30 protein-coding genes are annotated in these 25,152 nt (G+C 71.5%); 14 read left to right on the top strand and 16 right to left on the bottom strand.

The features are described from left to right. Positions 1-43: 43 nt before the first annotated feature. From ACWC1K_RS39025 to ligD, 3 genes are all read left to right on the top strand, one after another. Complete coding sequence (locus ACWC1K_RS39025; RefSeq protein WP_450837742.1) at positions 44-793, top strand: SDR family oxidoreductase; 750 nt, start codon at positions 44-46, stop codon at positions 791-793. Positions 794-847: 54 nt separating this feature from the next. Next, entirely contained in the window at positions 848-1,750 is a 903-nt protein-coding gene (locus ACWC1K_RS39020; RefSeq protein ID WP_450837740.1) for an SDR family NAD(P)-dependent oxidoreductase, read from the top strand. Positions 1,751-1,846: 96 nt separating this feature from the next. Further along, positions 1,847-2,827 (top strand): non-homologous end-joining DNA ligase, encoded by a 981-nt coding sequence (gene ligD, locus ACWC1K_RS39015; protein WP_450837739.1) that lies wholly within the window; start codon positions 1,847-1,849, stop codon positions 2,825-2,827. A gap of 61 nt (positions 2,828-2,888) precedes the next feature. Here ligD and ACWC1K_RS39010 read toward each other — a convergent pair whose 3' ends face one another. Further along, positions 2,889-3,368 (bottom strand): flavin reductase family protein, encoded by a 480-nt coding sequence (locus ACWC1K_RS39010; protein WP_450837737.1) that lies wholly within the window; start codon positions 3,366-3,368, stop codon positions 2,889-2,891. A 90-nt stretch (positions 3,369-3,458) separates the two neighbouring features. Further along, on the bottom strand, positions 3,459-3,935 hold the full coding sequence (locus ACWC1K_RS39005) for an SRPBCC family protein (RefSeq protein WP_450837735.1): 477 nt from the start codon (positions 3,933-3,935) through the stop codon (positions 3,459-3,461). 125 nt (positions 3,936-4,060) lie between these two features. Between ACWC1K_RS39005 and ACWC1K_RS39000 the strand changes: the two genes are divergently transcribed. Continuing rightward, positions 4,061-4,423: a DUF3040 domain-containing protein gene (locus ACWC1K_RS39000; RefSeq protein WP_450837734.1), complete on the top strand. Its 363-nt coding sequence runs from the start codon at positions 4,061-4,063 to the stop codon at positions 4,421-4,423. Positions 4,424-4,469: 46 nt separating this feature from the next. Next, positions 4,470-5,996, top strand: coding sequence for an FAD-dependent oxidoreductase (locus tag ACWC1K_RS38995; RefSeq protein ID WP_450837732.1), 1,527 nt, complete (start codon positions 4,470-4,472; stop codon positions 5,994-5,996). Positions 5,997-6,042: 46 nt separating this feature from the next. Here ACWC1K_RS38995 and ACWC1K_RS38990 read toward each other — a convergent pair whose 3' ends face one another. The 4 genes from ACWC1K_RS38990 to ACWC1K_RS38975 all read right to left on the bottom strand — a co-directional run bounded on the left by ACWC1K_RS38990 (position 6,043) and on the right by ACWC1K_RS38975 (position 10,052). Further along, positions 6,043-6,780, bottom strand: a complete 738-nt coding sequence (locus ACWC1K_RS38990) for a metallophosphoesterase family protein (RefSeq protein ID WP_450837730.1) — start codon at positions 6,778-6,780, stop codon at positions 6,043-6,045. Beyond that, positions 6,777-7,058 carry a BON domain-containing protein gene (locus ACWC1K_RS38985; RefSeq protein WP_450837728.1) on the bottom strand — a complete coding sequence of 94 codons (282 nt, stop codon included), beginning with the start codon at positions 7,056-7,058 and terminating at the stop codon, positions 6,777-6,779. The genes ACWC1K_RS38990 and ACWC1K_RS38985 overlap by 4 nt, the downstream gene beginning before the upstream one ends. Then, positions 7,055-7,756, bottom strand: coding sequence for a nucleotidyltransferase family protein (locus ACWC1K_RS38980; protein ID WP_450837727.1), 702 nt, complete (start codon positions 7,754-7,756; stop codon positions 7,055-7,057). Before ACWC1K_RS38980 ends, ACWC1K_RS38985 begins: the two co-directional genes overlap by 4 nt. A gap of 130 nt (positions 7,757-7,886) precedes the next feature. Next, positions 7,887-10,052: a SpoIIE family protein phosphatase gene (locus tag ACWC1K_RS38975; RefSeq protein ID WP_450837725.1), complete on the bottom strand. Its 2,166-nt coding sequence runs from the start codon at positions 10,050-10,052 to the stop codon at positions 7,887-7,889. A 298-nt stretch (positions 10,053-10,350) separates the two neighbouring features. Between ACWC1K_RS38975 and ACWC1K_RS38970 the strand changes: the two genes are divergently transcribed. From ACWC1K_RS38970 to ACWC1K_RS38955, 4 genes are all read left to right on the top strand, one after another. Next, complete coding sequence (locus ACWC1K_RS38970) at positions 10,351-11,457, top strand: FUSC family protein (RefSeq protein WP_450837724.1); 1,107 nt, start codon at positions 10,351-10,353, stop codon at positions 11,455-11,457. A gap of 175 nt (positions 11,458-11,632) precedes the next feature. Next, positions 11,633-12,466, top strand: a complete 834-nt coding sequence (locus ACWC1K_RS38965) for a GAF and ANTAR domain-containing protein (protein ID WP_450837723.1) — start codon at positions 11,633-11,635, stop codon at positions 12,464-12,466. Continuing rightward, entirely contained in the window at positions 12,466-12,828 is a 363-nt protein-coding gene (locus ACWC1K_RS38960) for a hypothetical protein (RefSeq protein WP_450837722.1), read from the top strand. The genes ACWC1K_RS38965 and ACWC1K_RS38960 overlap by 1 nt, the downstream gene beginning before the upstream one ends. Next, a complete protein-coding gene (locus ACWC1K_RS38955; protein ID WP_450837720.1) occupies positions 12,825-13,091 on the top strand; it encodes an ANTAR domain-containing protein in 267 nt (88 codons plus the stop codon). Before ACWC1K_RS38960 ends, ACWC1K_RS38955 begins: the two co-directional genes overlap by 4 nt. Before the next feature lie 31 nt (positions 13,092-13,122). On the opposite strand, the gene ACWC1K_RS38950 is transcribed toward ACWC1K_RS38955, so the two are convergent. From ACWC1K_RS38950 to ACWC1K_RS38940, 3 genes are all read right to left on the bottom strand, one after another. Beyond that, on the bottom strand, positions 13,123-13,266 hold the full coding sequence (locus tag ACWC1K_RS38950) for a hypothetical protein (protein ID WP_450837719.1): 144 nt from the start codon (positions 13,264-13,266) through the stop codon (positions 13,123-13,125). Positions 13,267-13,368: 102 nt separating this feature from the next. Then, on the bottom strand, positions 13,369-14,259 hold the full coding sequence (locus tag ACWC1K_RS38945) for an SDR family oxidoreductase (RefSeq protein WP_450837717.1): 891 nt from the start codon (positions 14,257-14,259) through the stop codon (positions 13,369-13,371). A 120-nt stretch (positions 14,260-14,379) separates the two neighbouring features. Further along, the gene (locus tag ACWC1K_RS38940) at positions 14,380-14,769 is read right to left on the bottom strand and encodes an ArsR/SmtB family transcription factor (RefSeq protein ID WP_450837716.1); all 390 of its coding nucleotides are present in this window, start codon (positions 14,767-14,769) and stop codon (positions 14,380-14,382) included. A 147-nt stretch (positions 14,770-14,916) separates the two neighbouring features. Here ACWC1K_RS38940 and hemC point away from each other — a divergent pair, with 147 nt between their 5' ends. Continuing rightward, positions 14,917-15,852, top strand: coding sequence for a hydroxymethylbilane synthase (gene hemC, locus ACWC1K_RS38935; protein ID WP_450837714.1), 936 nt, complete (start codon positions 14,917-14,919; stop codon positions 15,850-15,852). Positions 15,853-15,874: 22 nt separating this feature from the next. Here hemC and ACWC1K_RS38930 read toward each other — a convergent pair whose 3' ends face one another. From ACWC1K_RS38930 to ACWC1K_RS38915, 4 genes are all read right to left on the bottom strand, one after another. After that, positions 15,875-16,399, bottom strand: coding sequence for a hypothetical protein (locus tag ACWC1K_RS38930; protein ID WP_450837814.1), 525 nt, complete (start codon positions 16,397-16,399; stop codon positions 15,875-15,877). 194 nt (positions 16,400-16,593) lie between these two features. Further along, the gene (locus tag ACWC1K_RS38925; RefSeq protein ID WP_450837712.1) at positions 16,594-17,454 is read right to left on the bottom strand and encodes an ABC transporter permease; all 861 of its coding nucleotides are present in this window, start codon (positions 17,452-17,454) and stop codon (positions 16,594-16,596) included. After that, a complete protein-coding gene (locus ACWC1K_RS38920; RefSeq protein WP_450837710.1) occupies positions 17,414-18,274 on the bottom strand; it encodes an ABC transporter ATP-binding protein in 861 nt (286 codons plus the stop codon). The genes ACWC1K_RS38925 and ACWC1K_RS38920 overlap by 41 nt, the downstream gene beginning before the upstream one ends. Then, complete coding sequence (locus ACWC1K_RS38915) at positions 18,271-18,723, bottom strand: MarR family winged helix-turn-helix transcriptional regulator (RefSeq protein WP_450837708.1); 453 nt, start codon at positions 18,721-18,723, stop codon at positions 18,271-18,273. The genes ACWC1K_RS38920 and ACWC1K_RS38915 overlap by 4 nt, the downstream gene beginning before the upstream one ends. A 237-nt stretch (positions 18,724-18,960) precedes the next feature. Here ACWC1K_RS38915 and ACWC1K_RS38910 point away from each other — a divergent pair, with 237 nt between their 5' ends. Next, the gene (locus ACWC1K_RS38910; protein WP_450837706.1) at positions 18,961-19,755 is read left to right on the top strand and encodes a SigB/SigF/SigG family RNA polymerase sigma factor; all 795 of its coding nucleotides are present in this window, start codon (positions 18,961-18,963) and stop codon (positions 19,753-19,755) included. A gap of 36 nt (positions 19,756-19,791) precedes the next feature. Here ACWC1K_RS38910 and ACWC1K_RS38905 read toward each other — a convergent pair whose 3' ends face one another. After that, the gene (locus ACWC1K_RS38905; RefSeq protein ID WP_389083372.1) at positions 19,792-20,127 is read right to left on the bottom strand and encodes an ANTAR domain-containing protein; all 336 of its coding nucleotides are present in this window, start codon (positions 20,125-20,127) and stop codon (positions 19,792-19,794) included. Between the two features lie 165 nt (positions 20,128-20,292). Between ACWC1K_RS38905 and ACWC1K_RS38900 the strand changes: the two genes are divergently transcribed. Continuing rightward, positions 20,293-21,096 carry a VOC family protein gene (locus ACWC1K_RS38900; RefSeq protein WP_450837704.1) on the top strand — a complete coding sequence of 268 codons (804 nt, stop codon included), beginning with the start codon at positions 20,293-20,295 and terminating at the stop codon, positions 21,094-21,096. Between the two features lie 64 nt (positions 21,097-21,160). Here ACWC1K_RS38900 and glgX read toward each other — a convergent pair whose 3' ends face one another. Next, the gene (gene glgX / locus ACWC1K_RS38895; protein WP_450837702.1) at positions 21,161-23,365 is read right to left on the bottom strand and encodes a glycogen debranching protein GlgX; all 2,205 of its coding nucleotides are present in this window, start codon (positions 23,363-23,365) and stop codon (positions 21,161-21,163) included. After that, the gene (locus tag ACWC1K_RS38890; protein WP_450837701.1) at positions 23,362-23,874 is read right to left on the bottom strand and encodes a pep a2; all 513 of its coding nucleotides are present in this window, start codon (positions 23,872-23,874) and stop codon (positions 23,362-23,364) included. The genes glgX and ACWC1K_RS38890 overlap by 4 nt, the downstream gene beginning before the upstream one ends. Before the next feature lie 315 nt (positions 23,875-24,189). Here ACWC1K_RS38890 and ACWC1K_RS38885 point away from each other — a divergent pair, with 315 nt between their 5' ends. Continuing rightward, on the top strand, positions 24,190-24,489 hold the full coding sequence (locus ACWC1K_RS38885) for a DUF5133 domain-containing protein (RefSeq protein ID WP_450837700.1): 300 nt from the start codon (positions 24,190-24,192) through the stop codon (positions 24,487-24,489). A gap of 88 nt (positions 24,490-24,577) precedes the next feature. Continuing rightward, on the top strand, positions 24,578-25,152 hold a 575-nt coding region (locus tag ACWC1K_RS38880; protein WP_450837699.1), incomplete at its 3' end, for a maltotransferase domain-containing protein.

The following is a 25,152-nucleotide window of genomic DNA, read 5'->3' as shown; positions in this document are numbered from 1 at the left end:
TACGAAATCTCCGTAGCAACGCTACTCAGCGAAGGGTGCAGCCATGACCACTCAGTTCCCCACTGCCCGGCGTGTCGCGATCGTGACGGGCGGATCGCGCGGCATCGGCCGGCAGGTCGCCGAGCGGCTCGCCGCCGACGGGTTCGCGGTCGTCGTCGGATACGCGGGCAACAAGGACGCGGCCGACGACGTCGTACAGACCATCGAAGCCGCAGGCGGCTCGGCATACGCCGCCCGCGCGGACGTCGGCGACGAGACGGCGGTCGCCGCCCTCTTCGACCTGGCGGAGGCCACCTACGGCGGCCTCGACGCGGTCGTGCACGCGGCCGGACGGATGCCCCTGTCCCCCATCGCCGAACTCGACCTCGGTGAGCTCGACGCGCTGTACCACACCAACATCCGCGGCACCTTCGTCGTCGACCAGCAGGCCGCCCGCCGCCTGCGCCCCGGCGGAGCGCTCATCAACTTCTCCACGTCGGTGGTCGGCCTCGCCTTCCCCGGCTACGGCGCCTATGCCGCGAGCAAGGGGGCGGTCGAGGCGCTGACTCTGATACTCGCCCGGGAACTGCGCGGCCGCGACGTGACCGTGAACGCGGTGGCGCCCGGCCCCACCGCCACCGAGCTCTTCCTCGACGGCAAGGACGAGGAGACGATCGCCCGTCTGGCCGCGCAGCCGCCACTGGAACGCCTGGGGACGCCGCAGGACATCGCGGGCGTCGTGTCCTTCCTGGCCGGCCCCGAGGGCCGCTGGATCAACGGACAGGTGGTGCGGGCCAACGGCGGCATCATCTGACGGCCCGCCCGTCCTTCGAGAAGCCAAGAGTTCGAGAGTTCGAGAGGAACAGTCGTGACTGACAGCAAGGTCGTTCTCGTCACCGGCGCCTCCAGCGGTTTCGGCGCCCTCACCGTCCGCGCGCTGGCCGAGCGCGGGCACACCGTCTACGCCGGCATGCGCGCCCTCGACAGCCGCAACGCTCAAGCCGCCGCCGACCTGGCCGCCCACGCGGCCGAGCACGAAGTCGACCTGTACGCCGTGGAGCTGGACGTGACACGGCAGGACAGCGCGGACGCGGCCGTCGCCCGCGTCGTCGACGAACAGGGCCGCCTCGATGTCCTGGTCCACAATGCCGGGCACATGGTGCTGGGCCCGGCCGAGGCCTTCACCCCCGAGCAGCTGGCGGGCGTCTACGACACCAACGTGCTCGGCACCCAGCGCGTCAACCGGGCGGCCCTGCCGCGGCTGCGCGCGCAGGGGCAGGGACATCTCGTGTGGATCGGCTCCTCCAGCACCCGCGGCGGCTGCCCGCCCTTCCTCGCCCCGTACTTCGCGGCGAAGGCCGCCATGGACGCGCTCGCGGTGAGCTATGCCGCCGAGCTCATCCGGTTCGGGATCGACACCTCGATCATCGTGCCGGGCGCCTTCACCTCGGGCACGAACCACTTCGCCCACGCCGGATCACCGGACGACGCCGACCGGGCGGCCGCCTACGACGCCCGCTACAAGGCGCTGATGGACGACGTGAACGTGCGGCTGGCCGGGCTGATACCGCCGGACGCGGACGCCGCCGAGGTGGCCGAGGCAGTCGTGCGGACCGTCGAACTGCCGTCCGGCAGGCGGCCGTTGCGCCTTCACGTGGATCCGAGCCGCGACGGCAGCGAGGTCGTCTCCGCCGTGGCCGACCGCGTCCGCGCCGAGTTCTTCCGCCGGGTGGGCCTCGACGACCTGCTGACGACGGCGAGCAGCCTGTAGGCAGCGCCGTTCACAGCCGCCCGCAGGCAGCGCCGTTCAGGGGAACCCGGTCGCCGGGACGAATGGCGGCGGACCGCACCGTCGACAACTGACCCCGTGACGCTCCCCCTGATCCCGCCCATGCTCGCCACGCCCGGCTCGCTGCCGCCCGCAGCGCAGGACTCCCGCTGGGCCTACGAGACCAAGCAGGACGGCCAGCGCGTGGTGGCCTACCTCGAAGGGGACGGCGGCATCCTGCTGCGGGCGCGGTCCGGGGAGGACATCACCGGCGCGTATCCCGAGCTGCGACCACTGAGCGAGGCGCTCGGTGCGACGCCGGCCGTACTCGACGGGGAGGTGCTGGCACTGGACGAACAGGGCCGCGCCGACTTCCAGTTGCTGCAACCCCGCATGCAGCTGGCGCACGCACCCGGCAAAGCGGCACGACAGGCGGCGAAGGCACCCGTGCACCTCGTCCTGTTCGACGTGATGCATCTGGACGGACGGGATCTCACCGCGCTCCCCTATGCCCGACGCCGCGAGCGGTTGGAGCGGCTCGGTCTCCGCGGCCCGTTCTGGTCCACCCCGGCCGCCCTGGTCGGGCACGGCGAACAGGCCTTGCAGGCCACGCGTGAGCACGGCCTGGAAGGCCTGGTCTGCAAGCGGCTGGACTCGCCGTATGAGCCCGGCGTGCGCTCCCGGGCCTGGATCAAGATCCGCAACATGCGCAGCGAGGACGTCGTGGTGGGCGGCTGGCTGCCCGGCAAGGGAAGGCTGTCGGGGCTGCCCGGAGCCGTCCTGGTGGGGCAGCGGGCCGCGGGCCGGCTGCGGTACGTCGGGAGTGTGGGCACCGGCTGGAGCGAGGCCGAGCGGTCGCAGCTCGCCGCACTGCTGCGGGCCGCCGCGACCGACGTGTGCCCCTTCGATCCCGTGCCGTCGGTGGCGGGGGCCCGCTGGGTGGTGCCGCGGCTGGTCGGCGAGGTCCGCTACAGCACCCGCACCCGGGCGGGGCTGCTGCGCCAGCCGTCCTGGCTACGGCTGAGACCCGACCTGGCGCCCGAGGACGCGGCGGCCGACCTTCCCGACGACGCCGGCTGAATCTGTCCATCCGGCACACCGTCACCGCCCGGACCGCTCCGGGCCGACGGTGTATGCGCCGTCACGCGGGATGGCCGGGGCTGATGTCCCGGGCGTCGTCGAGCCGGAGCAGGGGTCCTTCCGCGCGGCTGCCCCAGTCCTCGGGGGTGAGGACGAAGCCGACGTGGTCGCCGCCGTCGACGCGCTGTTCGACGCTGCCGACGAACCAGGCGGCAGCCTCCTCCAGGACGACCGCGCCGCCGTGTCCGCGCGTCCACGGCACGTGCGCGAACTTGTCGGTCCGATCACCCGTCCGGCCGCCGAACAGGGCTGCCAGCTCGTGCTGTTCACGGGTGAGCAGATGGACGGCCAGGCAGTCCGCGGCACGGGCCACGGCGTAGGTGTGATTGGCCCTGGAGATCCACACCACGTACCGCACCGGCCGGATGGAGCACTGGGAGGAGAAGGAGACCAGGCAGCCCGATCGCTGCTCGCCCGCCGCGGCGGTGACGACACACATGTCGGGACTCAGCCGGCCCATGAACGCGTCGAGGTCCGTCATGTCTCCTCACTCCTCGCCTTCGCCAGCTCGCCACTCCTCGCCCTCGGCTGCTCGCCGCAAGCCCTGTTCGGGATCACCGCAGCCCGACCGTCACAGCGGTGTGCCGGGGTCCGCGGGCCGGATGCGGCCGCGCCAGCCGCCGGTGGCGCCGCCCTCGCGCTCCACGTAGTCCTTGAAGCGGTTCAGGTCGCCCTTCACCCGCCGGTCGATCAGGCCCAGTGCGTCCGCGCTCTGCTCGGCGACCCCGCTGGGTTCGACCTCCATCACGAGTTCCACGCGGGTGTGCGTGTCGTCCAGTCGCTCGAACCGGACCGATCCCCTCTGTTGTGTGTCGCCGCCGACGGTCCGCCAGGTGATCCGGTCGTCCGGCAGCTGGTCCACGATCTCGGTGTCGAACTCGCGTCGCACCCCGCCGATGCTGGTGGTCCAGTGGTTGTGCCGGTCGTCGAGCTGCCTGACCTCGTCGACGCCCTCCATGAAGTTGGGGAACTCCTCGAACTGGGTCCACTGGTTGTACGCCATGTGCAGCGGAACCTGCACGTCCACGGCCTCCTTGACCGTACCCATCGTTGCCTCCTTGCCCGCTTCTTGCCGGGGCCGGCCGCGCCGGGCGACCGGTCTCCTGCGCGTGTGCGTGGCACCGGGTACCCCGCAAAAGCGTCGGTCAGCCCATGCGGGGAACCCTGTGGGTCATGGCTGAGCACCCAGACCCCGATGATGTCGTGCTGTCGTCGCACGAACGGCTTGCCCTGCGGAGTATCGAAGCGGAACTGAGCTGCGACCGGCGCCTCGCCAGAAGCATGCGCGGCCACGCGGGCCACCGGCTCCGGCTCGCCCGAAAGACACCCGGCCACCCCGGCTCCCGGCTCTGGCTCCCCTTCTCGGTGGCCCTGCTGGCCTGCGCCTCCCTGTTCCTCGTCGTCATGGGGATCCGCACCGCGGACCCGGCCCTCATCTGCGGCTTCGCCGGCCTGTGGCCCTTCACCGTGTTGCTGGCCTTCCGGCTGCTGCGCCGTGCGAGCAGGGGCGGAGGCCGCATCACCTCGTGGCGGTGATCCCCCGTGTGTGTGTCCGGGGCACCGCTGGGGGAACTCGGCGCTCATGACCGCTGAGACGGAAATCCACGGATCGTACTGGCTCGAGACGGCGCCCCCGGGTGAACCCGCTCCCCCGCCGTCCGGCGACATCGCCGTCGACGTCGCCGTGGTCGGCGGTGGCATCGCGGGCCTGAGCACGGCGTGGGAACTGGTCCAGCAAGGACGCAAGGTGGCCGTACTGGAGGCGGACCGCCTCGCCGCCGGGGTCACGGGCCACACGACCGCCAAACTGACGGCCTTGCACACGCTGACCTACGACCACCTGCGCCGCACCCGCGGTCCCACGGGGGCACGGCTGTACGCGGACTCGCAGACCGCTGCGATCCGGCACGCCGCCGAGCTCGTCGACGAGCTCGGCATCGACTGCGACTGGGAAGAGGCCGCGGCCTACACCTACGGCGAGCAGCCCCGGCTCCTGGGAAAGCTCAAGGCGGAGGCGGAAGCGGCGCGGGAGGCGGGCCTGGCGGCCGAGTTGGTGACCGAGACCGAGCTGCCCTTCCAGGTCGCCGGTGCGGTCCGGGTGACGGAGCAGGTCCAGTTCCATCCCCGCAAGTACCTGCTGGCTCTCGCCGACGACCTGCGCCGACGCGGAGGTGCCGTGTACGAGCGCACACGCGTCGTGGGCCTCACGGAGGGCGAGCCCTGCGTCCTGGAGACGGACGCGGGGGTTTCGGTGCGGGCGGACGAGGTCGTGATCGCCACGCACTACCCGGTCTTCGACCGTGCGCTGCTCTTCACCCGGCTCTCCCCGCGGCGCGAGCTGGTCGTGGCCGGGACCATCGACGAGGACCGGGCGCCGCGCGGCATGTACATCACGCCGGAGCAGAACACACGGTCCGTGCGCAGCGCGCCGTACCGTGACGGGAAGCGCCTGCTGATCGTCACCGGCGAGCACTTCACTCCCGGCACCACCGATGTCGAGGCGGGATTCGCACGGCTCTCCGCCTGGGCCGTAGGCCATTTCCCGGGGCTCACGATCAGTCACCGGTGGGCCACGCAGGACAACGACGCCACCGACTCCGTGCCGCTCGTCGGGCCGCTCTGGCTGGGCAGTCGTCACACCTACGTCGCCACCGGGTTCGGTGGCTGGGGGCTGAGCGGCGGCATCATGGCGGGCCGACTGCTCAGCGACCTCATCAATGGCCGCGAGGTCGCCTGGGCCGGCCTCTACGATCCCCGCCGTCTGATCCCGGTGGTCCGCGAGGGAGTGTCGTTCCTGAAGCATCAGGCGCAGGTGGCGCGGCACTTCGTCGGCGACCGGCTGCCCGCGATCGCGGGGCCCCCGACGGGGGACATCCCCCGGGGCGGCGGTGCCGTGGTGCGGGTGCGAGGGCGGCAGTGCGCCGTGCACCGTGATGAGAACGGTCAGCTGCACGCCGTCTCGGCCCGCTGCACCCACCTCGGCTGCCTCGTGGCGTTCAACCGCGCGGAACAGGCCTGGGAATGCCCCTGCCACGGCTCCCGCTTCGCCCCGGACGGGCAGATCCTCCAGGGCCCGGCCGTGCGGCCCTTGGAACAGCGCGACATCTAGAGAAACGACCGCCTGCGGTATGCACTGCCGCTCACACGGGCTCAGCTCACCGGTGCGCTTCCCGCACCGGAAGGTGGTACACGTGAAACGCCCGCCGGATGACCGGCTGAGCCACGTTCCGCACCTGTACTCCGCCGCTGGTCATCCCGTGCTCGGTGCCGGAATGGGCGTGTCCGTGGACGGCGAGGTCGGCGCCCTCGGCGTCGATCGCCTCGGCCAGCAGATAACTGCCGAGGAACGGATAGATCTCCAGCGGCTCACCCGCCAGCGTGTCCGGCACGGGCGAGAAATGAGTCAGCGCGATCCGCACGTCGCACTCCGCCCGGGCAAGTTCCCGCAGGCCGGTCCGCAGGCCGTCCGCGCACCGGCGGGAGTAGCGGACGAACTCCTTCATCACGGGCTCGCCGAACTCTCCCGCGCACCTGCCCGCGAAGCCGCCCCCGAAGCCTTTGGTCCCCGCGATCCCGACACGGATGTCGCCACGGGTCAGCACGGCGGATTGCCCTTCCAGGACCCGTACGCCGGAGTCCTCGAGGACGGCCGTCACCTCGTCCGGGCATCCGCCGTGATGGTCGTGGTTGCCGAGGACCGCGACGACCGGGACCGCCAAGTCCTCGACCTCCTTGGCGACGACCAGGGCCTCCTCCGGTGTGCCGTGGCGGGTGAGGTCGCCGGCCAGTAGCAGAAGATCCGCGCACTCGGGCAGTGTCTCGAACGCGGGGCGGAGCACTCCGTGGCTCTCCGGCCCGAGATGGATGTCGCCGACGGCTGCGACCCGGGTCATGCGAGGTCCTCCGCGTCGTCGGGCGGGGCGGTTCGCGCGGTGACGATGTCGCAGTGCAGCGGCACGTCCGGGAAGGCCTCGCGGGCGATGCGCATGATGTCCTCACGGCACCGGGCCGAGGGGACCGTGCCGGTGAGCAGGACGGCCTCGCCGCGCAGTTCGGCCCGTACACCCAGTTCTCCGGGCAGACCGGCCGCGAAACGTTCGGTCAGGTGGGCGACCCGGTAGTCGAGGCCTGCCGGGGCGCCGGAGGGCGGCTGGACGGCGTGCTCGCTCATGGCTGTTCCTTCGAGGATTCGGCTCGCTGCTCCGGCTCGGCATCGATGACGTCCAGGCGCTCCAGGAGGAACAGGAAGGCTGCGGGCATGGGCTGGTCGCCGCAGGTTCGCCGGACCTCCTGCCAGTCGACCTTCTCCCGGAGCGACCTGGCGACGGGAAGTACGGCCCCGAAGTCGCAGTGGTGTTCCGAGAAGGCCTTGAGCAGACTCACCAGCATGTCCGTCGGCGACAGCACGGGCATGCGGACCGAGTCGACGGGCAACTCCTGGGCGCGGGCGAGCAGTTCCGGTGTGACGGGGCGGTCGGACAGTTCGAAGATGATGTCGACGCTCTGCCCGAGGCAGCTCGCCTTCAGCAGCCAGTCCTCCGGGGCGTGGTGGACGGTGAGACCACCCTCGCGCAGGGTGGCCGCCACGGCGTCGGCGTCCTCGGGGAGGACGCAGAAGTCGGCGTCGTGCTGCAGCCTTCCGCTGCCGCCGTGGGCGTAGGCCGCCACGCTTCCGGCCAGGGCGAATCCGTGCTCCTTCTGCTTGAGGAGAGCGGCGACCTGTTTGGTCGCCTCCAGGATCGCCTGGGTACGGTCTCGGGGCAGATCCGCGTCCGGCCCCGGGGCGGGCGACGGCTCCCCCGGGGCGAGGTGCAGGCCGGTGGGGCCCGAGTCGTCGGCGCGGGCCGCGCCGTGCGCGTCGTGCACCATGGGCGCTCCCTTCGCGATTCCTGCGTCGGGGCAGGACACGAAAGGGATGTGCCCGCCCCGCCCGTGTGTACGTCCGGGTACCCCCCGCCACCTGCGCGACACGGTCCGGACCTCGTGTCGGCGGACGGTGTCAGCCGTCGCCTTCCCGGCCGGGCGCGGCCGCCCCTTTGAGGTGGACGATGAGCAGGGCCAGGTCGTCGGCGAGGTCGGCGGCGTGACGGATGAGGGTGTCGGCCATGGCCTCGGGGTCTTCGGGATCGGTGCGTGCAACGAGTGCGGCGAGCGTGCCGATGGCGTCTTCGAGGTCGACGCCGGGCCGTTCGACGAGCCCGTCCGTGTACAGGACGAGGACGCAGCCGGGGTGCAGGGGGAACTCGGCGGCCTGATAGTCGGTCCGGTCGTCGATGCCGAGGAGAAGGCCGGGGGGCGGGCTCAGGACCTCGGTGTGGCCGTCGGCGTGCCGCAGCAAGGCGGGCGGGTGGCCGGCACTGGCCAGGCACACGCTGTGGCGGCCGAGGTCCAGGTGGGCATAGAGGCAGCTGGCGAACCGGCCGGGGTCCAGGCCGACGAGCAGCCGGTTGGTCCGGCCGAGCACGTCTCCCGGGGAGGCCCCGGCCGCCGCCTGGCTGTGCACGGCGGTGCGGACCTGTCCCATCAGGGCCGCCGCGTCGATGTCGTGTCCCTGGACGTCCCCGATCGCGGCGGCGACGGTGGTGTCGTTCAGACGGATCAGGTCGTAGAAGTCACCACCCACCTCCACCCCGTGGCCGGCCGGCCGATAGCGGGCGGTGACCTGCAGCCCGGGCAGGGAGGGCAGGTGCCGGGGCAGCAGTGCGGCCTGGAGCTGATGGGCCACGGCGAACTGGGTGTCGTAGAGGCGGCCCCGTTCGAGGGCCTGGCCGACGAGACCGGCCAGCGCGGTGATCACCGCCCGCTCGGTGGGCGGGAAGTGCCGGGGGCGGTCGTAGGCGAGGACGAGCGAGCCGACGGCCCGGCCGGAGGCGATCAGGGGGAGAAACGCCCAGGACGTCTTGTCGTCGAAGTGGACGGCTTCGGGATACGACCGCCTCAGTTCGTCGAAGTCGGTGAAGAAGTGCGGGTTGCCGGTCTCCATCACACGCACGACGGGCATGTCGGCGTTGAGGGGCATGTGGTCGAAGCGTTCCAGGCGTTCGGCGTCGTAGCCGCGGTGGCCGAGGATTCTCAGTCTGCCGTCCCGCGGCGCCATGACGGCCATGGCCGTGGCACCGAGGGCGGGCATGAGCTGGTCGGCGGCCTGGTCCACCACGTCCTGGACGCCGAGGGCCTCGGTGAGCGTGGCGGCCATGTGCATCAGGTGGTACAGGGAGCCGGCCCGGCTCGGTCCGCGCGCGGCGGGCTCGGCCGTCCCGGCGGGGTGAGCGGGGGCATCAGCCGGATTCGGCGCCAGTTCGTCGCGGGGGCCGCTGCGAGTGATCCGCACGCTGATCCCGGAGGGGTCCGGGTAGAGCGCGAAGGACAGCCGGGTGTCCGGGGGTCGCACCGCGCTGAAGGTGGTGGGCCGTTCACTCACCAGAGCCGACCGGTAGCAGTCCTCGATCTCGGGGACGTCCATCCACGGCAGCACTTCCCAGGGCAGGGCGCCCAGCAGGGTGTCGGCGTCGGCGCCGAGCAGGCGTGCCGCCTCGGGCGTGACGAAGGTGAACCGGCCGGTGTCGTCGAGCGCGCACGCGCCGCCCGGCAGCCTGGCGATGAACGCCGCCTGTTCGCTGCCCCCGGCTCGCAGAGCACGGGCTCGGGAAGGGTGCGGCAGGATCCGCGGTTCGCCCGGCGGAGGCAGCGCGCTGTGGTCCGCCGCGTGGTGCAGCAGACGACTCAGGCGCCGGCAACCGGCCTCGATGACGGTGCGCTCCGCCCCGCTGAGACCCGGCGGATGAGCGGCCGGCCACAGCAGTACCAGTCCGCCCACGACCGAGCCCCGGGCGGTGAGGGGAGCGGCCGCCAGTGCGAAGGCGTACGGCAGGACGAGTGAGGTGCGCGGGTAGCGGCGGGCCATGTCCTCCATGTCGCTGATCCACACCAGGCGACCGGTGCGCACGGCGTCCGCCACCGGGATGGAGTCCGCGAGGCCCACACGGGTCCACGGAACGGCCATTTCACGGGGAGCCCCCGTCAACGCCACCAGCCACAGGGCGTCACCGTTGCGCGGCAGGACGTAGAGCAGGCCCCTGGACGCCCCGCAGTCCCGGACCACGTCCAGCAGCGCCGTGTCCACCGACTCGGGTGCGACATCCGCCGTAGCGTCGCTCTGGCTCACAGCACCTCCTGTCGAACATCCGACGAGTTCCCAGGTCGACCGACCCGAAGCAGGGTCGGCGGGCAGCGCTGCCGACCTCCCGGGACGCGCGGCCTGCCGGGGCGGAGCGCCCAGTCATCCCGTTCTGGTGATATTCGATCAGCCACGGGGACTCGGACGTCATGACTTTCACCAAGCCTGATCCCGAGGCCGGTCCGCGCGAAGTGCGCGTGGCGGCCTTCTTCCTCGCCTTCGCCCTGGATCTCATCCCTTGATCGCTCTCACGTTGCCGAGGAAGCTGCGGGGTGCGGCAAGGGCCGTGCAACGCGCGTGGAAACAGCCGGGCAGGGAGCGGGATCTCGCCGCGCAGGCGCTGAAGGCCGCCTTCGCCGCCTGGGCGTCCTGGGCGGTGGTGGGCTGGTGGCTGCACGCGCCCATGGCCTTTGTGGCGCCCTGGGTGGCGATCCTGCTCGTCGAGTCGACGGTCTACCAGTCCGTCGCCCATGCCCTGCAGCAACTGGCGGCGATCGCCTCGGGAACCGTCATGGCCACGGTGCTGGTTCTGCTGCTGCACAACAGGATCGGCGCCATGGGTCTCGTCCTCCCGCTGGTGGTGCTGCTCAGTTCGTGGTCACGGCTCGGACGGCAGGGGATTTACACGGCCACCGGCGCCCTCTTCGTCCTCACCGACACGCACGTCGGTCTGACGGCGTGCGCGGCCCGGATCGGCGAGGCCGTGTTCGGAGCGGCCGTCGGCATCGCGGTCAACGCGCTGATCCGGCCGCCCGTCTATCTGCGCCATGCGCACGCCGCGATCCATGAGGCCGCGCAGGAGACGGGCAGGCTCCTCGAAACGGCGGGCGGCCGTCTCGTCGACGGGCAGTGGGACGTCCACGAAACGGAAGCCTGGCATCGGCGGGCCCAGCACCTCCAGCACCTCGTGACGCAGTGCCGGTCGGCGGTCGGCTGGAGCCGGGAGAGCCTGTGGGGCAACGTACGCCGCCGCGCCCACGCCTCGTCACGGCCGACGAAGGACTACGAGAACGCGACCGTGGTGCTGGACCACGCGGCCGTGCACACGACGGAACTCACCCGCACCCTGCTCGAAGCGGCCACCCGGAACCGGCAGGCGCACTGGTCCCGGCTGCCCCTGATCCGCGGTTACGCCGACTTCCTGGCCCACGCGGCCCACATCGTGCGGCTCTCCGCGGACGGCGGACCCGACCAGGGCCGGGAAGACACGCTGCGGCAGACCGTGCGGGAGATGTGCGCCGCGATGGACGGCCTGCGGCGGCAGCTGCCCGACCTGGTCCGGGGCGAGCCCGAGGAGGCCTCGGCGTACGGCGCTCTGCTTCTGCAGGCCCAGCGGCTGGCCGTGAACCTCGAGGCGTCGGCGCGGCAGGAGGCTCCCCCCGGGCACGCCTGAAGCCGCATGCAGTTTTGTGCAGGGGGGCCAGGGAACTCGTGCGGCACGACATCGGGACCCGTGCACTGTGCGGCGCGCACCTCAGCCACAGGAGCTGAGGGCGCGTGCAGCCGCCCCTGTGACACCAGGCCGGTGTCGGTTCTCCCGGTGCCATCGGTGGGAGTACTGGTGGATCATGTCTGTTGACGGTGCTTGCGGTGACAGGGGACCGTCCGAGGCCGAGGAACGCGCGCGGGTCACCGAGACGCTCACGGCCGCGGCCAAGGGTCTCGGTCCCGACGACGTTCCCCAGGCGCTGTGCAGCGCCTGCGTGGCACTGCTTCCCGTCACCGGCGCGTCCGTGTCGATCGCGAGCGGCCCTACGGTACGGGCCACCTGGTGTGCCAGCGACCCGACGGCAGCCCGGCTGGCGGAGGCGCAGTACACGCTCGGGGACGGCCCCTGCCAGTCCGCGATCGAACGCGCCGCCGCCGTGCTGGCGGACGACCTGACCAAGGCGCCGGACGCCGGGCGCTGGCCCGTCTTCGCCCACGAGGCCGTCGAGCTGGGCGTGCGGGCGGTGTTCTCGCTGCCGCTCGGACTGGGCGGGGCGACGATCGGCACGCTCGACCTGTATCGCCGCACGCCCGGCGCGCTGTCGGCGCGCGACCTGCGGATAGCGCTGTGGGCGCGGGACGCCGTCACGTTCGCCCTCGTGAACCTTCATGCCGGACACGACGCGGAGGAACGAGCGAGCGAAGAAGGAGTAGCGTCGTGGATGGAGGCTTCCGAGGCCGACCACAGTGAGGTCTACCAAGCGGTCGGCATGGTGATGGTGCAGCTGAATCTGGGCGCCGAACAGGCTCTGGACCGGATGCGCGCGCGGGCGTTCGTCCAGGGCCGGACGGTGACCGAGGTGGCGCACGACATCCTCGTGCGCACGCTCCGGCTCGGGTCCGAGACCGAAGGCGGCAGCGAGGACGCCGGCCGGCGGGACGCCGGGGACGGCGGACGAGAGGGCGATCGGTGATGAACCGGGAACGGCAGCTCGCCGAGGCTCTCGTCGGGCCGGCCGACTCCCTCGCCGACGACGTCGATCCCGTCGTACTCCTCGACCGGCTGATTCTCGACTGCCTGGACCTCGTGGGCGCCGACGCGGTCGGGGTCATGATCGCCGGAGTGCGCGGGGAGCTGCGCCTGATGGCCGTCACCGACCAACGGGCGGCTCTCATGGAGCTCTTCCAGCTCCAGACCGACGAAGGTCCCTGTGTGGACTGCTACCGCAAGAGCGAGCGAATCGACGCTCCGGACCTCGGTGAGAGCGCGCACCGCCGGCCGCCCGGCGGACTGCCCGCGCTCGATCTGCACCTGGCTCAGGCGCCGGCCATGTGACCACGGTCGCCCTCGTCAACTGGAGCCCGCAGGCGCTGCGTCCCACCGACGTCAGCAGCAGTGTCGAAAGGGCGGTGGCCGCCAAGGCGACCGTCGGCATGGCCACCGGCATGATCGCCGAGTACGGCGGCCTCTCCCCGCCCGACGCCCGCTCCGCCCTGGCAGCCTGGGCCACCCGCAACGGCCGTCGGATCACCGACGTCGCCCACGGTCTCGTGCCGCGCACCGAGCCCTTGACGGTCGTGCTGAGCGATCCTCCTTGACCATCGCGGCCGCCGGCACTTGCTCGGCGTCTCAGCGGGCCACGGCCGTCGCCCACAGCGCGGCCACGACCACGACGACGGCTGCCGCCGTCATGACGCCGCGCAGCACCGGCGACCACCGGTCCGCCACTGATGCGTGCTGTCCGCCGCCGTCACGGGCCCGGACGACGGACATTGGCCGCGGCGGCCGATGCGCTCCCTGATGCATGTGCCCCACTCCCTCGTTGCGGACGGCCGTGCGGGTTCCCGCCACGGCGCCTTCCATTCCCGCGTCCCGCTAGGGCAGTGGTGTGCCTCCGGTCGCGTTGAGGATCTCGGCCGTGACGAAGCCGGCCTCCTGGGAGGCGAGGTAGACGTAGGCGGGGGCCAGTTCGGCGGGCTGGGCCGGGCGGCCCAGCGGGCTCTGCTTGCCGAACTCCACCGTGTCGGGCATGGTCGCGGGAATCAGCGGTGTCCACACCGGGCCCGGCGCGACGGCGTTGACGCGGATACCGCGCTCGGCGAGCATCTGGGCCAGCCCCTGCGTGAAGGTCACGATCGCGCCCTTGGTCGTCGCGTAGTCCAGCAGATGCGGACTGGGCTTGTAGGCCTGCACCGACGTGGAGTTGATGACACTGCCGCCCTTCGGGATGTGCGGCAGGGCGAACTTGGTCAGCAAGAACATGCCGTACACGTTGGTGCGCATGACCCGGTCGAACTGTTCGGTCGTGATCGCCTCGATGCCGTCGGGCTGCGACATCTGGTAGGCCGCGTTGTTCACCAGGACGTCGATGCGCCCGAACTCCGTGACGGCGCGCTCGATCAGCGCCCGGCAGTTGTCCTCCTCCCGGATGTCGCAGGCCACGGCCACCGCCTTGCGCCCGGCGTCCTCGACGAGCCGGGACGTCTCGCGTGCTTCGTCCGCCTCTTCCTCCAAGTACGTGAAGAGGACATCGGCGCCCTCGCGTGCGAAGGCCAGTGCGACCGCCCGCCCGATGCCGGAGTCGCCGCCGGTGACGACGGTCTTGCGGTCCTTCAGGCGGTCGGCGCCCCGATAGGTCTTCTCCCCGTGGTCGGGCGGCGGGTCCATGGGCCCGGTCCACCCCGGATGGGGCTGGTCCTGCGCCGGGAACTCGGGGCGCGGGTGCTGCGTCGTAGGATCCTGCTGCGTGTGCTGGGAATCGGCCACGTCGGCCTCCTGACCTGGGGGCGGCTCCGGACGGCCACCGGGTTCCCGGCGCGCCGCGGCCGAAAAGCCCGAGGTGGCCGAGATCGCCCGGGCGCCTTCGACGGACCCGGCGGGATCGCCCTACGCCCCTGCAGCCGGCCGGTCTCCCAGGGCGGTCCGCCCGTACCGCACGTAGTAGCCCTGGCGGCGGGCATCGAGCAGTCCCGCCGTGTGCAGGGCCGTCAGGTGGGACGACACGGTGGAGGGGGCCAGGCCGTGTCGCGCGGCGAGTTCCGTGGTGGTGGCGGGAACCGTCAGGTCGGCCGGCAGCGCGGCCCGCCGGTGCCCCAGGAGGCGGGCGAGGGCGGCGGGCGGGCGCGGGCCCGGGGTGGTGTGCAGGCGGCCCATGCCGCGGGCCGGGCAGATGACCGTCGGCTGCCGGGGCCGGGCGAATCCGCTGACCACGTCCGGCCGGACGAACACGCTGGACATCAGCAGGATGCCTCGCCCGTCGGCCGGCGGGCCGCTCACCGCCCGGGCGCTCGCGTTGCTGATCCGGCCGGATGCCCGGGCGTCTCAGGGCGGTGTGCGCACACCCGTCGTCCCTGCCGAGTGATTCGGATCCCCAATGGGGCGGTAACGGTCATCGACCCTCTGGCGACGGTCTATCGTGGCCGCATGTCCGTCCCCGAAATGATCCGCATCGTCTCCCGTGACTCGCCCATGGCGCTGGCCCAAGTGGAGCGTGTGCGCACCGAGTTGGCGGTCCTGTATCCCGGTGTGCGCACCGAGGTCGTGCCGGTGAAGACGACCGGTGACAAGTGGATGGGTGTCCTGTCCCAGGTGGAGGGCAAGGGGGCGTTCACCAAGGAGGTGGACGCCGCGCTGCTCGCGGGCGAGGCCGATCTCGCCGTGCACTGCCTCAAGGACGTGCCCGCCGACCGGCCGCTCCCGGCCGGCACGACGTTCGCCGCGTTCCTGAAGCGGGACGACATCCGTGACGCCCTGGTGCACCCGGACGGCCTCACCCTGGACGAGCTGCCGGCCGGCACCCGCATCGGCACCTCCGCGGTGCGCCGGGTGGCCCAGCTGTCCGCCACCCACCCCCACCTGGAGTGTGTGCCGTTCCGCGGCAACGCCAACCGCCGGCTGGCGAAGCTGGCGGCCGGCGAGGCGGACGCGGTGCTGCTGGCGGCGGCCGGTCTCGAACGCATCGGACGCCAGGACGTGATCAGCGAGGTGCTGTCGCCGGACACGGTGATGCCGTCCATCGGCGCGGGCATCCTCGCCCTGCAGTGCCGTGAGGGCGACCGCGACCTCATCGACGCGGTCAGCGCACTCGGCGACCGGCACACGCACCAGGAGGCGACCGCGGAGCGGATGTTCCTGCACGTCCTGCAGGGACACTGCAACAGCCCGATCGCCGGGTACGCGCGCGTGGAGGCCAATGGCGAACTGTCGCTACGGGCCTGTGTGTTCACCCCGGACGGCAAGACCCGCCTGAACGCCCACGAGTGGGCCGGACGGCTCGACCCGGCCACCCTGGGCACCTCGGTGGCCGTGGCGCTGCTGCGCCAGGGTGCCCGCGAGATCATCGACGGCATCCCGCACTGAGCGGGCTCCGGGGCGCGCGGGGTCAGGCAGTGCCCTCTTCGGCCTGGTCCCGGAGGAAGTTGCTGACCTGGTGCGCCAGGCCGCCGTCCCGGCCCGTGCCCGGGTAGGCGCCGACGGGCTCGTCGTGCAGACCGATGCCGCCCGTCCACAGCCGGCGGTCGGTCCACTCCTCCTCGACCCGCAGCTGGATCTGCACGTCGACCTGGCTCAGGCAGGCGTCCGGGCCGGCCGCGTACAGCACGGCGGTGGCCCGGCGCAGCGGGTAGACGTCGAAGCCCTCGATGAACTGCGAGTTGCGCCAGTCGATGAACGCGGCCTCCCCGTCGGGGCCCAGGCGCACGTCGATCTGGCCGTCCTCGAGGTGGATGCCGAAGGAGCGGCTGCCGCGGTTCTCAACGGTGACCCGGAGGCTGAAGTACGTCAGCCCGGCCGCCGCGTCGTCGCGTCCGCGTGGGGGCTCGGCGGCTTCCAGACGGTGGACGCGGACACGCAGGCCGGCATGCTCGTCGTACTCCTGCCAGTCCCCGACCACGTTCGGCTCGTACACAGTCCACCTCATCGACCTCAGAGAGCTGCTTCCTATCTGTGCGCTCAGGGCACTGTCAAATGAGCAGAATGCGCTGTGGCCAGCGCATTCACCCCCTTTGATCACTGATCAAGCCGTGCGCAGGAACAACGGTCGGAACACGCCACACGGACGTGCACGTGTGCGTGGGGCACATCACGTTCCGCGGGCCGTCCTCAGCGGGCCAGCCGGCCGAGGAGCGAGGAGGCCGCGGCGATGCCGAGCGCGCCGGCCACGAGCAGCACCGCGAAGTCGAGGGCCACGTGCGCGTGCGTGCCGAGGAGCAGGCCGCGCAGGGCGTCCACCTGGTAGCTCAGCGGATTGACCTTGCTGACGGCCTGGAGCCAGCCGGGCATGACGGACACGGGGTACAGGGCGTTGGAGCCGAAGAACAGCGGCATCGTGATGGCCTGCCCGAACCCCATGAGGCGGTCGCGGTTGAGGACGATGCCGGCGATGCTCATCGACAGGCAGGAGAAGAACGCGGACCCCAGGACCACGATCGCGGCGACACCGAGCAGCTTCAGCGGGTTCCAGGTCAGCGCCACTCCGAGCACCGCGGCGATCAGGATGACGACGACGGCCTGGATCAGGGACTTCACTCCGGCCGCGAACGCCTTGCCGGTGATCAGGGCCGAGCGTGGGGTGGGCGTGACCAGCAGCTTGTTGAGGATGCCGGCATCGCGCTCCCAGATGATCTGGATGCCGTAGAAGATGGCGATGAACATCGCGGACTGGGCGATGATGCCGGGCGCCAGGTAGTCGACGTAGGGGATGCCTCCGGTGGGGATGGCCTTGATGCGGGTGAAGGTCTGACCGAAGATCAGCAGCCACAGGGCGGGCTGCACGGCGCGGGTGTACAGCTCGGTGCGGTCGTGGCGCAGCTTCTGCAGTTCGACGGCGCACATCGCGAACACGCGCGCGGGCAGCAGCCGCCAGCCCGCGCGGGGCCGGGGCGGCCGCAGCAGCAGGTCGATGCCGGGTGCGCCGGTGGGGTCAGCCGACGCGGTGCGCGGTGCGGCGGGTGCTTCGGACATCGCGGAAACCTCCTGCCTGGTCGTCGAGTCCGCTGCCCGCGACGTCCCGGAAGACGTCCTCCAGGGTGGGCAGCGGGTCGGTGGCCGCCGCGCCCGCGGCGCGCCGGCGCTCCCCGAGCCCTTCCCTGAGCTCGTCGGGGGTGCCGAGGGCACGGATGCGGCCGCGGTGCATCAGGGCGACCCGGTCGCAGTACTGGTCGGCCTCGTCCATGTAGTGGGTGGTCACCAGCACGGTCATGCCGGTGGCGGCGCGCACGGCGTTGATGTGGTCCCACACTCCGGTGCGGGCTATCGGGTCGAGGCCGATGGTCGGCTCGTCGAGGATCAGCAGCCGGGGGGCGCTGACCAGTGCCTGCGCGAGTTCGAGGCGGCGGACCATGCCGCCGGAGTAGGTGCCGGCCAGCCGGTCGGCGGCGTCGGCGAGACCGACGGCCGCCAGGGCCTGGCCGACGCGTTCGGCGCGTTCGGCGCGGGGCACGTCGAAGACGCGGGCGAACAGGGCGACGTTCTCACGGCCGGTGAGTCCGGCGTCGGCGGACAGCTGCTGCGGCACATAGCCCAGCAGGCGCCGCACGGCCATGCGGTCCCCCGCCGCGTCGTGGCCGAAGACGCGGACCATTCCGGCGGGGACCGGGAGCAGGGTGGTGATGCAGCGGATCGCGGTCGTCTTTCCGGCGCCGTTGGGTCCGAGCAGGCCGAAGACCTCGCCCTCGGCCACCGACAGTTCGAGTCCGTCGACCGCGTTCGTCTCGCCGAAGGCGTAGGCGAGTCCGGTGCAGGTGACGGCCTCGGCCTGTCCGGTGTCGGCGTTCCGCGTCATGTCTCCTCGGCCTCCTCGTGCAGGGTGTCGGCCAGCCTGCGCAGGGCGGGGATCGCCGTGCGCAGTGTCTCCCGGTCCGTGTCGTCGAGCCGGGACAGCCCGCCGCGTACGAGTTCGGCGCGCCGTTTGCGCCATTCGGCGAGCCGCGCCTCGGCCGCGGGCGTCGGCAGCAGCCGGGCGGCGCGCCGGTCGGCGGGGTTGGTCTCGCGGACCAGATAGCCCTGCCGGGACAGCTGGTTGACCAGCGTCGAGACCGAATTGCCCGCCAGGTACAGCTCTTTGGCGGCGTCGGATATGCCGATGCCGGGCCGGGTGACGACCAGGCGCAGCAGCTCGACCTCGGCGCCGCGCAACTGCGGGGCGATCTGCGGGCGCAGACGGCGCCGTACCAGCCGCTGGACGCCGACGAGGGCGTCGATCAGCTCGTCCGGGAAGGTTTCGGTTTCCACATCAGCAGATTATCTCTGTAGCAGAGGTAATGAACCCCAAGGGACGGTCAAGCACCCACCATCCATCCAGAATGTCGTGTTTGTTTGGGATGTACAGATTCTGGGCATCAGTACCTAGTGCTTCGGACAGGAGGCACGTCCGTGGGAGCCGGTCGGGCTCCGGATGTCTCCGCAGGTCCGAGCCGCATCTCCCATGGCGCCCGTCCCCCCATGCACCGCCTCAGGGAGGTGCGCACCATGCGTGTCGCCAGCGCCAGCACGAAACCCCATCCGCACGACGACGCCCCCGACACCGCCGAGGCCTTCGCCCGGCTCGCTCGGCTGTCCGAAGGGCCGCAGCGCAGGCAGCTGCGGGACCAACTGGTCCAGGCCTGGCTGCCGATGGCCGAGCGGATCGCCGTCCGGTACAAAGGGCGCGGAGAGTCACTGGAGGACCTCTACCAGGTCGCGGCCCTCGGACTGGTCAAGGCCGTCGACCACTACGACCCCGCCCGCGGCCACGCCTTCGAGGCGTACGCGGTGCCGACCATCACCGGCGAGATCAAACGGCACTTCCGCGACCACATGTGGACACTGCATGTGCCGCGCCGGGTCCAGGACCTGCGCAACAGGGTGCGGCAGGCCGCGAAGGACCTGTCCCAGACCACAGCGGGGCGCAGACCGACCGTCACCGAGATCGCCCGGCAGGCCCACCTGAGCGAGGGCGAGGTGCGCACCGGGATGGAAGCCCTGGAGTGCTTCACCGCGCTCTCGCTGGACGCCGAGATGCCCGGCACCGACGGATACGCCCTGACGGACGCGATCGGAGGGCCCGACCCGGCCTACGACGTCGTCGTCGATCGCGTGGCGGTCAGGCCGTGTCTGCAGGCGCTCCCGGAGCGCGAGCGCACCATCCTGTATCTCCGCTTCTTCGGAGGCATGACGCAAAGCCGCATCGCCCAGCAGCTCGGCATCTCTCAGATGCATGTCTCCCGGCTGCTCAGCGGCTGTTTCGACCAGCTCCGCGCGGAACTCCTCGCGGAGACCGGCTGAACGTTGCGCCGTTCGGCCGTACGCGGCCCCGTCGCCTCACCGCTCCGGTGGGGCCTCGGGGATCTGCGTGGGACCGTAGCGGTCCAGGGCGTCCTCGAGTTCGGCCTTGATCTCCGGGGGCAGGTCCCCGTTGCGGCCCCAGATGAGAATGAGCTCGGCGACATTGCGGAGCTTGATGTTCGTGTGCTGGGAGACGTCCTTCAGCACTGCCCATCCCTGGTCCGGCGCCACCCGGCCCAGCGCGACCATCATCCCGATCGCCTGGTCCACGACGGCGTGCGAGACGATGGCTTCCTTCAGCTGATCGACTTCTTCCTGCAGCGCGAAGATGCGATCCGTCTCGTCGGCAGGTTCATGCGGTACCTGTGCCACTCCTCCATAGTGGCACTCACCCTGCCCGTCGCCACCGGCGGCAACCGCCACGGCACCCGTTTCGGCCCCCCTCACGGGGTACTCGGCAGGCGCATCGTGCGGTTCCGGTTGGACACTGGTACCAGACCGGTGGCTGCCGATCGACGAGACCAGGACGCAACTGCCATGAACCACGACACCTCACGCCCGCGCGGCATGACGCGCATCGTCACCTCGGCCTCCGTGTTCGGTGCGCCGTGCTGGGTGAGCCTGACCAGCCGCGACGTCGACGCCACCGAGGACTTCTACGCGGCCGTGCTGGGCTGGGAGTGGCGCTCCGCCAAGCTGGGTGACCGCTTCCGGATGGCCATGGTGGACGGCACGCCCGTGGCCGGGATCGCCGCCGTCGCCGACATGTGGCAGATGGCGGTGGCGTGGACGCCGTACTTCGCCGTGCCCAGCGCGGACAAGGCCGCGGCACGGGCCCAGGAGCGGGGCGGGACGGCCGCGGTCGGCCCGATCTCGTTCCCCCCGGGGCGGGCGGCCCTGCTGGCCGACCGGGACGGAGCCACCTTCGGAATCTGGGAGGGGGCGCTGATCGCCGACTGGGAGAAGTGGCGGCAGGCGGCCCCGACCTTCATCAGACTGCACACGCGCGACGCCTTCGACGCCGCGATCTTCTACGGCGAGGTGCTGGACTGGGCCTCGGGGCGGCCCGGCAGCTGCGAGGTCCTCTACGAGGGCGGCGAGGTGGTGCTGCGCAGCCAGGGCGACATCGTGGCGCGCATCGAGTCCGGGGCCCTGGGGGCGGCGCCCGACCCCACCATCCGGCCCCACTGGCAGATCCACTTCGCGGTCGAGGACGTGGCGGCCTGTGTACGGGCCGCCGAGGTGCACGGCGGCAGCGTCCTGTCGAAGGGCAGCGACGAGGCCGTGCTGCGCGACGCCGACGGTGCGCAGTTCACGGTGACCTCGCGCCGCGAACGCTGAGGTGACGCTCCGCTGGGGCAGCCGGGCGCCTGTGGAAGTGCCACGTTGTGTCGTCGGTCGGCTTCTAGCGTCGTCGTGACGTGCCGCGCCCCGCGGCGGAGCCGCCGGTCGATGAAGCCCCGCGCCCCTTCGGGGCACAGGGGGGTCTCGACAGGAGCACCAGGCTGCGGCGCTCGACCAGGAGCCCGGTGTTCGCCTTGTACTCCGACTCGTCCGGCGGCCCGTGCGGCTCGGCGGTGTCGATCAGCGTCGTCCAGCGTTCGCCGTACGTGACGTCCGGCAGCCGGAACTCCACCGGTTCCCAGTAGCTGTTCAGCAGGAGCAGGAACGAGTCGTCCACGACGGGACGGCCGCAGTCGTCGTGTTCGGCGATGGCGTCGCCGTTGAGGAACACGGCGACGGAGTGCGCGTCGGAGCGCTGCCAGTCCTCCTCCGTCATCTCCTGCGCGTCCGGCGCCAGCCACACCAGGTCCGGCAGCGGCCGGCGCGGGTGGGTCGCGGTCTCGCCGCGGAAGAACCGGCGGCGGCGCAGCACCGGGTGGGCGGCGCGCAGTGCGATGACGTACCGGGTGAACTCGGCGAGGTCCCGCTGCTCCTCGGTCAGCTCCCAGTCGACCCAGGAGACTTCGTTGTCCTGGCAGTAGGCGTTGTTGTTGCCGTGCTGGGTGCGGCCGAGTTCGTCGCCGTGGCCGATCATCGGGATGCCCTGCGAGAGCAGCAGGGTGGCCAGGAAGTTGCGTTGCTGGCGAGCACGCAGCTCCAGCACGCCCGGATCGTCGGTGTCGCCCTCGACTCCGCAGTTCCAGGACCGGTTGACGCTCTCTCCGTCCCGGTTGCCCTCCCCGTTGGCCTCGTTGTGCTTGTCGTTGTACGAGACCAGGTCGCGCAGGGTGAATCCGTCGTGCGCGGTGACGAAGTTGACGCTGGCCCGGGGGCGGCGCCGGCTGTGCGCGTAAAGGTCCGCGGAGCCGGTCAGCCGGGAGGCGAACTCGCCCAGCGTGTGCTCGCCGCCACGCCAGAAGTCCCGTACGGCGTCGCGGTACTTGCCGTTCCACTCCGACCACAGCGGCGGGAAGTTGCCCACCTGGTAACCGCCCTCCCCCACGTCCCAGGGCTCGGCGATCAGCTTGACGCGGCTGATGACCGGGTCCTGCTGGATGAGGTCGAAGAACGCCGACAGCCGGTCCACCTCGTGGAACTGCCGGGCCAGCGTGGCCGCGAGGTCGAAGCGGAAGCCGTCGACGTGCATGTCGGTGACCCAGTACCGCAGCGAGTCCATGATCAGCTGCAGTACGTAGGGGTGGCGCATCAGCAGGCTGTTGCCGGTGCCGGTGGTGTCGTAGTAGTGGCCCCAGTCGCCGTCCACCAGACGGTAGTACGAGGCGTTGTCGATGCCGCGGAAGGAGAGCGTGGGGCCCTTCTCGTTGCCCTCGGCGGTGTGGTTGTAGACGACGTCGAGGATGACCTCGAGGCCGGCCGCGTGCAGTGCCTTCACCATCGACTTGAACTCGGTGACCTGTCCGCCGCGGGTGCCGTGGGCGGCGTAGGCGTTGTGCGGCGCGAAGAAGCCGATCGTGTTGTAGCCCCAGTAGTTGGACAGGCCGCGGCCCTGCAGCACCCCGTCCTGGACGTACTGGTGCACCGGCATCAGCTCCACCGCCGTCACGCCCAGCTTCGTCAGGTGCTCGACGACCGCGGGATGCGCGAGTCCGGCGTAGGTGCCGCGGAGTTCGGGCGGGACGTCGGGGTGGGTGCGGGTCAGGCCCCGTACGTGCGCCTCGTAGATCACACTGTCGGCGTAGGGCTGTCGCGGCGGCCGGTCCTCGCCCCAGTCGAAGGCCGGGTCGGTGACCACGCCGAGCATGGTGTGCCCGGCGCTGTCCGACCGGGACCGGCCGTGCGGTGCGCGCTCGAAGAGGGAGGCGTGGTTGTCCACCTGCCCGTCGACCGCCCTGGTGTACGGGTCGAGCAGGAGTTTCGCCGGGTTGCAGCGATGGCCCAGCTGCGGGTGCCAGGGGCCGTGCACCCGGTAGCCGTAGCGCTGTCCCGGCCCGATGTCCGGCAGGTAGCAGTGCCAGACGAAGCCGTCGACCTCGGTCACCGGGACGCGGTGCTCCCCGCCGTCGTCGACGAGGACGAGTTCGACGCGTTCGGCCACCTCGCTGAAGAGCGCGAAGTTGGTGCCTTTCCCGTCGTAGGAGGCACCCAATGGGTAGGGGTGCCCGCTCCAGACGGGCACCCCTGGCTTGCGGCGGCGCTTCGCCGTCACCGGGCATCCTCCAGGATGCCGTCCAGCTCGCGCACCTGCCCGGCCAGGGCCACGGCAGGCATCTCGCGGGGCACCTGGAGCACTTCGCGCAGACTCGGCGCGGGCGCCAAGGGCACCAGGGGCACCCGTTCGCCGGCCCTGGCCCGCTGCGAGAACCAGATGACCTTGCTGCCGGTGTCGGTGGCGCAGCAGCCCCAGCCGTCGCTCATCGCGGCGATCCACTGCAGACAGGAACGCAGGTCCTGGTCGGGACGCAGGTCGCAGTCGTTCTCTCCCACGGCGGTGATCAGATGCTGCCCGTTCCACCACATCTCGACCGAGGTGTTCTTGTCCGTGGCGTGCTCGTCGATGGCCTGCAACAGCAGCTCGGCGCCGCTGCAGACGGGCTCGACCAGTGTCTCGAGGTCCCAGAGGCGGAGATGCGCGGCCAGGATGCGCCGTACCTGTCCGACCCGTTCGGGGCTGACTTCCACATCGAGGTGGTAGTAGCAGGGCACTGCGGTCTTCATCTTCGTGGCTCCTCACCCGCGAAGCTCCCGCTCCTTCTCGCCCCTGTGGGACGAGCCCCGAACGCGAAGCGTGAGCGTTGATCGCTTCTGAGTCACCTCAAGAGTGGGTGAACTAGACCATTCGTGCAACCGGAGCGCACAGCCGGGGCGATGGAACCCACCACGCATAGTTGAAGATCCAACAAGACGCTGAGTCGCCACCCGTGCACCATGTGTGAAGACCTCGAGACCCGTAACGGATCCGTGCGTGCCCACGCGCGGCCGCCCGACGGTCGGGAGACGTGCGATCGAGCCCCGGAGAAAGTGAAGAGCGTCATGCTGCTACCGGCCAAAGCCGAAGTGGCCCGGCAACTGAGGCGGTACCGGGCCTGGGAACGCGTCATGCTCGCGTCTCCCGCCGACCGCGCGGTGCGCGCCACCTTCGAGGACTCGGGCTACACCCTGTGCGTGCTGATGGGCAAGCGCTGCGCCCGCGAGGCCGCGGACGCCGCCGAGCGCTATCTGGGGTCCACCCTGGGCGCCTATCTCCGGGAGCAGAACGAGCGGCCCCGACCGGGTGCGGCCGACCGGCGCGGCCCCCCGCAGGCGCAGGAGCATTTCGCCGCAGGGAGGTAGACCTCCCTGCGGCTCAACGCATATGTCGCAGTTTGTATCCCTCGACCGGGCCGAAGGCCCGGTCCCCAGCACGGCGGAGGTGAGACCCATGAGTTCGATTCCGGCCATCGGCCGCATCCCGGTGCGGGACGTCCATCCGGCGGTGGAGTGCGGAAGGCGCCCGGCCAAGGCGGTCGTCGGGGAGACGTTCCAGGTCACCGCGACCGTGTTCCGGGAGGGCCATGACGCGGTCGCCGCCAATGTCGTCCTGACGGATCCGGAGGGCCAGCACGGCCCGTGGACGCCGATGCGTGAACTGGCCCCCGGCTCCGACCGCTGGGGCGCCGAGGTCACCCCCACCTCCGCGGGCCACTGGACGTATCGGGTGGAGGCCTGGAGCGATCCGGTGACCACGTGGCGGCGCACTGCCCGCATCAAGATTCCGGCGGGCATCGACACCGGGCTGGTGCTGGAGGAGGGCGGCGACCTGCATGAGAAGCTGGCCGCCGGGGTGCCCGAGGGCCCCGGGCGCACTGCGGTGCTCGCGGCGGCGGAGACGCTGCGCGACGACTCGCTGCCGGTCGCCACCCGTCTGGCGGCGGCGTTGACGCCGGAGGTGGACGCGGTGCTGGCCCGGCATCCGCTGCGGGAGTTCGTGACCGCCTCGCAGAGCCTGCCGCTGCT

The sequence above is a fragment of the Streptomyces sp. NPDC001492 genome, from assembly GCF_053597275.1.
The sequence above is the reverse complement of the archived record's forward strand: the minus strand, read 5'-3'. Positions and strand labels throughout refer to the sequence as shown.